Annotated in this window: 7 protein-coding genes; 1 reads left to right on the top strand and 6 read right to left on the bottom strand. The window is 63.9% G+C overall.

Annotated features, from left to right (window positions below):
- The first annotated feature begins 174 nt into the window (after window positions 1–174).
- On the top strand, window positions 175–1,557 hold the full coding sequence (locus tag EOB49_RS31665; RefSeq protein WP_206526167.1) for a sodium:proton antiporter: 1,383 nt from the start codon (window positions 175–177) through the stop codon (window positions 1,555–1,557).
- Here the strand turns inward: EOB49_RS31665 and EOB49_RS31660 are convergent, their stop codons facing one another.
- The 6 genes from EOB49_RS31660 to EOB49_RS31635 all read right to left on the bottom strand — a co-directional run.
- Entirely contained in the window at window positions 1,558–2,277 is a 720-nt protein-coding gene (locus EOB49_RS31660) for an ABC transporter ATP-binding protein (protein WP_127321450.1), read from the bottom strand.
- Window positions 2,274–3,002, bottom strand: a complete 729-nt coding sequence (locus EOB49_RS31655; RefSeq protein ID WP_127383282.1) for an ABC transporter ATP-binding protein — start codon at window positions 3,000–3,002, stop codon at window positions 2,274–2,276. The genes EOB49_RS31660 and EOB49_RS31655 overlap by 4 nt, the downstream gene beginning before the upstream one ends.
- Window positions 2,999–3,961: a branched-chain amino acid ABC transporter permease gene (locus EOB49_RS31650; protein WP_127383281.1), complete on the bottom strand. Its 963-nt coding sequence runs from the start codon at window positions 3,959–3,961 to the stop codon at window positions 2,999–3,001. Before EOB49_RS31650 ends, EOB49_RS31655 begins: the two co-directional genes overlap by 4 nt.
- Entirely contained in the window at window positions 3,958–4,839 is an 882-nt protein-coding gene (locus EOB49_RS31645) for a branched-chain amino acid ABC transporter permease (protein ID WP_127321453.1), read from the bottom strand. The genes EOB49_RS31650 and EOB49_RS31645 overlap by 4 nt, the downstream gene beginning before the upstream one ends.
- A 38-nt stretch (window positions 4,840–4,877) precedes the next feature.
- A complete protein-coding gene (locus tag EOB49_RS31640; protein ID WP_127321454.1) occupies window positions 4,878–6,182 on the bottom strand; it encodes an ABC transporter substrate-binding protein in 1,305 nt (434 codons plus the stop codon).
- A gap of 128 nt (window positions 6,183–6,310) precedes the next feature.
- A partial coding sequence (locus tag EOB49_RS31635; protein WP_127383280.1) for a hypothetical protein occupies window positions 6,311–7,402 on the bottom strand: 1,092 nt, incomplete at its 5' end.

The following is a 7,402-nucleotide window of genomic DNA, read 5'->3' as shown; positions in this document are numbered from 1 at the left end:
GCGAAGGGCAATTCGGGGCAATCCGACCTCTCCCCGAGGGGAGAGGAGAAGGCGAGCGTCGGCGCCGAGTCTCTTCTCCCCTCGGGGAGAAGGTGGCCGCGCAGCGGCCGGATGAGGGGGCCTTTTTTATATTTGATCCCCTTGTTGGCTGCATGCGCTGCGATAATTGCCGCCATGCTGTTTCCGGCACAGGCTTTTGCCGCCGAAGACCACGGCCTGCCCGGCGCTTCGATGTCGCTGTGGTGGGCGCTGCCCTTTGCCGGGCTGCTGTTGTCGATCGCCACCGGTCCGCTGCTGTTTCCTCATGCCTGGGAACATCACTACGGCAAGATTTCGGCCCTTTGGGCCGCACTGGTGATCGTGCCGCTGGCGGCTGCCTTCGGTGTTCCCACAGCGACCGAAGCGGTGCTGCATGCGTTGCTCACGGAATACATGTCGTTCATCATCCTGCTGTTTGCGCTGTTCACCATTTCGGGCGGCATTCTCCTTGCCGGCAACATTCACGGCACGCCGCTGGTGAATGCAGGCCTGCTGCTGGTCGGCGCGCTGCTGGCCTCGGTGATAGGCACGACCGGTGCCTCGATGATCCTGATCCGGCCGATCATCCGCGCCAACGATAACAGGCCGTTCAACGCCCATGTCGTCATCTTCTTCATCTTCCTGGTGTCCAACATCGGCGGCTCGCTGACGCCGCTTGGCGATCCGCCGCTGTTCGTCGGCTTCCTCAGAGGTGTCGACTTCTTCTGGACGACCGCCAATCTCTGGCGCGAGACCCTGTTCGTCGGCGGTGCCGTGCTGGCCGTCTTCCTGGGCATCGACATCATCCTGCATCGGCGCGAGGCTGGCGCGCCGAAGATCAAGGATCCGACGCCGGATACCAAGGTGCGTCTGCGCGGCCTGGCCAACCTTCCGCTGCTGGCGGGCGTGATCGGCGCCATCCTGCTGTCGGCGGCCTGGAAGCCCGGCGTCAGCTTCTCGGTGTTCGGCGTCAGTCTCGAACTGCAGAATCTGGTGCGCGACGCCATCATCCTGGCGCTCGCCCTGCTGTCGCTTCCGCTCTCCTACAAGAGCCACCGGGAGGCGAACGGCTTCAACTGGGGCCCGATAGCAGAGGTGGCAAAATTGTTTGCCGGCATCTTCATCTGCATCGTGCCGGTCATCGCCATCCTAAGGGCAAGCCATGACGGCGCGCTGGCACCGCTGGTGTCGCTTGTCAGTTCACCCTCGGGTACGCCCAACGATCTCGCCTATTTCTGGCTGACAGGGGCATTGTCGTCCTTCCTCGACAATGCGCCGACCTATCTGGTGTTCTTCGAGCTTGCCGGCGGCGACCCCCGGCACCTGATGACGGAGTTCGCCTCGACGCTTGCCGCGATCTCGGCGGGCGCGGTGTTCATGGGCGCCAACACCTATATCGGCAATGCGCCGAACTTCATGGTCTACGCCATCGCCCGCCATCGCGGCGTGAAGATGCCGGGCTTCTTCGGCTACATGCTGTGGTCGGGGCTGGTGCTGATCCCGATATTTTTGGTCGCGGGCTTTCTGTTCTTCGGCTGATCACCCGACGCCGACATAGCGGCGGACCGCCGACGGGTCGGCGCGCAACTCCTCGACGTCGACCGTCTCGCGGTTGCGGCCGTTTTCGATGAAGGCAACGTGGTCGGCGACCGAAAGCACCGCATCGACACGCTGCTCGACCAGAATGGTCGAGACGCCCATGTCGCGCAGCTTCGACACCGTCTCGCGGATCTTGGCGATCATCGACGGCATCAGCCCTTCGGTTGGCTCGTCGAGCAGCAGCACTTGCGGTTCGAGACAGAGCGCGCGCGCCATGGCCAGCATCTGCTGTTCGCCGCCGGACAATGTGCCGGAACGCTGCCGCAGCCGCTGGCGCAGCAATGGAAAGAGGTCGAGCACGTTTTCACGCGTCGCCTTGCCCTTGCCGCGCGCCATCAGGCCGATCTCGATGTTTTCGGCCACCGTCATTTCGGCGAACAGCCGCCTTCCCTGCGGCACATAGGCGACGCCGGCCTTGGGCACTTCATGCGCCGGCAGCCCGGTCAACTCTTGGCCAGCCAGTTTGATCGAGCCGGCGCTTGAGGGAACCAGTCCCATGATGGCTTTCAGCGTCGTCGTCTTGCCGGCGCCATTGCGGCCGAACAGGCACAGCACCTCGCCCTTGTTCAGCACCAGGTCGAGGCCATAGAGCACCTGGACCTCGCCATAGTAGCAGTCCAGTCCAGAGATGGTCAGCGCCTCGGACTTTGCCTCGGTCATGGGGCGGTCCCCAGATAGGCTTCCTGCACCGCCGCGTTCTCGCGGATCGCTTCGGGGGTGCCTTCGGCCAGGATCTTGCCGGCATTGAAGACGGTGATGCGGTCGGCGAGTTGCATGACGACAGGCATGTTGTGCTCGATCAGAAGCACGGTGGCGTTCTTGGCGATCTCGCGCACCAGGGTGATGAAATTGTCGATCTCGCTGTCGGCCAGCCCTTGCGTCGGCTCGTCGAGGATCAGCAGGCGCGGCTTCAGCGCGAGGCCCATCGCCACTTCCAACAGGCGCTGATGGCCGTAGGACAACTGCCCGGCCGGCATATGGGCACGGTCGGCCAGGCCAGTGCTTTCCAGTGCGGTCATGACAGCGGCCTGTATCGCGCTCTTGGACTGGCTGCCATGCCGCTGCGTCAGTTGCGCGGGCAGCGCGACGTTGGCGTAAACGGACAGGTTGGCATAGACGCTGGTGAGCTGGAAGGTGTAGGCGATGCCCCTGCGCACCCTGACATAGGCAGGCAGATTGGTGATGTCGGCGCCGTCGAAGACGATCATGCCGGCAGACGGCTGGATGCGGCCGCTGACCAGGCTGACGAAGGTGGTCTTCCCCGCCCCGTTGGGGCCGATCACGGCGCGGATCTCGCCCGGCATCAGCGCGAAATCGACATTGTCGACGGCGCGCAGACCACCGAAATTGCGCGACAGGCCCTTGGTGGTCAAAAGCGGCATCATGGCAGCCACCCGAGCCAGCGCTGGCGGATGCTGCCCAGAATGCCTTTCGGGAAAAACAGCACCAGCAGGATCAGCGCGATGCCGACGATCAGCAGATAGGCGGAGGTGTAGCCGCTGGTGATATCGATGACATAGTACATGAACAGCGTGCCGATCAGCGGCCCAAGCGTGGTGGCGGCACCGCCCAGCAGCACCCACAGCAGCGGCAGGATCGAATACTGCACCGACGCGAAGCTCGATCCGACATAGCCGAACAGCAGCGCATAGGCGGCCCCCGAGGCCGCGCAGATGATGCCGGAGATGACGACGGCGGCGAGCTTGTTCGAAAACGTATCGTAGCCGAGCATCTTCGTGCGCTCCTCATTCTCGCGGATGGCGACCAGCACGCGGCCATAGCGGGAGCGGACGATGGCCAATGTGACGAGCAGCACGATGGATAACAGCGCCAGCGCTGTCATGTAGCGCACCGTCGGATTGGTGAGTTCGAGCGATGTAGCGCCAAAGCTGAGCACCCGCGCCGGCTGCGGCACGACCATGCCTTGGTCGCCGCCGGTCCAAGTCGCGAAGTAGAGGATGAGGAGGTAGAACACTTGAGCGAACATCATGGTGACGATCATGAAGGCGACGCCCGTGGTGCGCAACGCCAGCAGGCCGATCACGAGTGAAACAACAACACCACAGCCGAGGCCCGAGGCGAATGCCGCTGGTACGCTCCAGCCGAGCTGGATGACGGCAAGGCCGGCGCCATAGAGCCCGGCGGCGAAGAACATCGCATGGCCGAGGCTGAGCAGGCCGACATAGCCGAACAGCATGTTGTAGCCCATGGCAAAGACCGCCAGCACCATGATGCGGGCAAGCAGGCCGTGATAGTAGTCCGGCAGCAGGAAGCTCAGCACGAAGAGCAGGGCGATGACGCCGAGATGCAGGGCATAGGCTTTTGCCGGCGAAGCTTCGCTCATCGCGATGCCGTCCCGAACAGGCCTTGCGGGCGGAACACCAGCACCATGGCGACGAGCAGCGTGGCAATGATCTTGGCCAGCGTCGGCGAGAAGAACATCGAGATGATGCCGTCGGAGAGGCCGATCAGCACGGCGGCGACGACCGTGCCGCGCAGCGAGCCGAGGCCGCCGATGATGACGACGATGAAGGAGAGCAGCAGCGGATCCTGTCCCATCAGATAATGCGCCTGGCTGATCGGCACGATCAGCACCGCGGCAATGGCCGCCAGCATGGCACCGAGCGCGAAGACGCCGCCATAGACACGGCCGACAGGGATGCCGAAGGCCTGTGCGGTTTCGCTGTCATACTGCGTGGCGCGCATGACGAGGCCGATCCTGGTGCGCGTCAGCACCAGCCATGTCGCGGTGAGCAGCAGCGCGGAAGCGGCGATAACAGACAGTTTGTAGCCGGAATAGCCGAACCAAGGCAAAAGGATGCGGTAGCTGAACGGCGGCTCGACCGGCCGAGCCTCCGGGCCATAGAAAGTCAGCGCCAGCTGCTGGATGATGTAGAGCATGCCGATGGTGGCGACGATGGTGGCTTCCGGATTGTAATTGAGCCGGCGCAGCACCAGCCGTTCGGCGACCAGCGCAATGGCGCCGACGATCAGCGGGGCAATCACCAGCGCCGCCAGGAAGCCGAGCGCAGGGTGACCGCCGATGGCCGTGGTGATCGCCCAGGCGAGCACCGCGCCCAGCATGAAGAACTCACCATGCGCGACATTGACCACGCGCATGACACCGAACACCAGGGACAGCCCAAGCGCCGTCAGCGCCAGCACGGCTGAGGTGACGAGGCCTTCGAGGGCAGCGAGGAGGAGGTGGGGACCAAAGTGCATCGGTTACACGCTGGCAGGCGCTTGCTGGAATGCCAAACTCACAGCGCCTGCGTGGTATAATCTCCCTCGGCCTCGTAAAGCCCGTCCTCGATCTTGGTCTTGTGCACGACCTTGAGCTTGCCGCCCTCGACCTTGGAGATGTTCTGGATACCAAAGCACTGGTGGATCTTGCCGTTGAAGGTTTTTGGCCCCTGCGGATGCTGCGGGCCTTCGGCGAACTCGGTCAGCGCTTCGGTCGCCTCGACCAGCTTGGCGCGGTCTTCCGGACCCTTGTAGCCGGCGTCTTCCATTGCCTTCTTGACGACATAGAGCGTCTCCCAGCAGCCGAACATGTGGGCTGCGGTGGAGACATCCTTGGGATCGCCGACGGCAGCGCCATTGTCATCGATGCCGACAGCGGTGCGGTAGGCCTTCTGCGCTTCGGAATCGTTGGCCTGCGCATAACGCGGCGAGCCTTCCCAGAAATGGCTGCCGTCGAGGAATTCGAGGCCGGGACTGTTGATGTCGGTGGCTTCGAGCGAATCGATGAAGCCGAACAGTTGCGGCCGGTTGGAGCCATAGAACTCGCCGAGCTCCTTGACGAAGGTCAGCACGGCCGGGCCGACCATGACGTGGTAGATCACCTCGGTCTCGGCCGGGATCTGCGGGAAGTATTTGGTGAAGGACGATTCCGTCGGCGGGATGGCGATCTGCGCGATGACCTCGCCGCCTTGCGCCTTCAGTGCCGGCGGCAGGTAGTCGCGATGGTCGTAGCCGAAAGCGAAATCGGGGAAGATCTGCGTCACCTTCTTGCCGGCATTGGCCGCGATCCACGGCGCCATCGACTGGATCTGGCTCTTCACGTCGGTGATGCCGGGCTGGAAGACATAGCGGTTCAGCTTTGTCGAGGCGACGTGATGGCCTTCGCTGACGACGAAATAGGGCATCTTGTTTTCGCCGGCGGCGGGCGCAGAGCCAATGACGACATGCGAGAACAGCGTGCCGAAGACGATGTCGGTCTTGTGCTGGGTGGCGAACTTGCCGACCACTTCGGCGCCACGGCCGGGATCGGTGCCGTCATCCTCAATGATCACCTCGACCTGACGGCCGTTGATGCCGCCGGCGGCATTGATCGCCTTGACCGCGGCAGCCGTGGTCTTCTCGTACCAGCGGCCATAGGCAGCGCCGATGCCGGTGCGGTGCGACTGGAAGCCGATCTTGATCGGCGCCGAACTCTGCGCCTGGGAATAGCGGACGTAGCCGGGGGCCAGGCCCAGGCCGGCGCCGGCGACCAGACCCTTCAGCGCCGTGCGGCGGTTGAGCGTTGATCTGGAGAGATCGAAAAACCCATTCTTGTCAGTCACGGCAGTTCCCCTGTTTTTGAGTTTTGACTGGCTGTAACGAGGCAAAAAATCGCATGTGTACAAACTAAATCACCAAAGCCCCGACGTGGCAAGCGGGCTTTCCCCGAAGGCATGCTGGTCGCCTTTTCTCATCCGGCAGTCGGCGTGGCAAGCAACCAGAGGCCGAAGACGGTGTAGGCGATCATCAGCAGTGTGAGCGGGAACTGGCTGAGTGCCGCGCGGGAGGGCTGTGGGTGCAGGCGCCAGGCGAAGCCGTGAGCGACGAGGACGGCGAGCACATGGCCTAGGATGATGGCGCCGGCCTGGATATTCCACAGCCACCACGCGGAGTCCGCCCCCGCAACGATGCCGGCCTCGATCTGCATGTCGGCTGTGCCGAACAGGTTCCAGCCCATCGCCAACGGATCGGAAAGTGCCGCAAGCGCATATTGGCCGTCGACGAGCAGCGCCGTCAGATAATGCGCAACGTGATAGGCAAGCGCGATCGGCACGATCGACCACACCAGCAGGCCTGCGGCCTGGCCGAGCGTGTGATCGCTGCCGGCAAAACGCTGGCCGAGCCGGACGGCAAGCAGGAACACCGCCGCCAGCAGCGCGAATGTCAGGATCAGCCCGCAAGTGCCGCTGCCGATCAGCGCGGTGCGGCCGGGAAATTCGAGCGGGTTGATGGCGAACAGGCCGAGCCAGAAGAAGGTCTTCGACAGGCCGTCGAAGGACACCGACGACAGGGCCAGCAGCAGGAAGGCGATGCCGCTGGCCGGCAGGGGCTGCGCCGTCAGCAGCTTGGCGCCGGGCCAGCACAGGCCAAGCCGGCCGTCTTGGTTGCGTTCGGCCACGGCGAAGCGCGCCACCATCGAGAAGAAAACCGTCAGGAATTCACCGCTGCGGCTCCAGTCGCGATAGCCGAACGCCAGCATGGCGAGGAAAGAGAACAGCCAGTAGAGGCCGGCGGCCAAGGCCAGCCGCCCCGGATCGTCGGGCGCCGGATCGATGAGTTCGAACCAGGCGAAGGCGAAGAACAGGATGACAGCCGGCCAGCAGCCGACCCATCCGGGCAGGCGCCATGCTCCGTGATCCCTGGTCCCGAACAGGCGCGAGGCGAGACGCCATGCTCCATACCAGGGGTTGAGCCATGACCAGAGGTCGCCGAAGACACCCTGCAGCAGCGTGACGCCGGCCCACAACAGTGTCCAGATCACCAGTGGCAGAGGATTGGAAAG

Source organism: Mesorhizobium sp. M7A.F.Ca.MR.148.00.0.0, from assembly GCF_003997735.1.
Taxonomy (GTDB): Bacteria; Pseudomonadota; Alphaproteobacteria; order Rhizobiales; family Rhizobiaceae; genus Mesorhizobium.
This window is presented reverse-complemented; position numbering and strand designations above follow the sequence as displayed.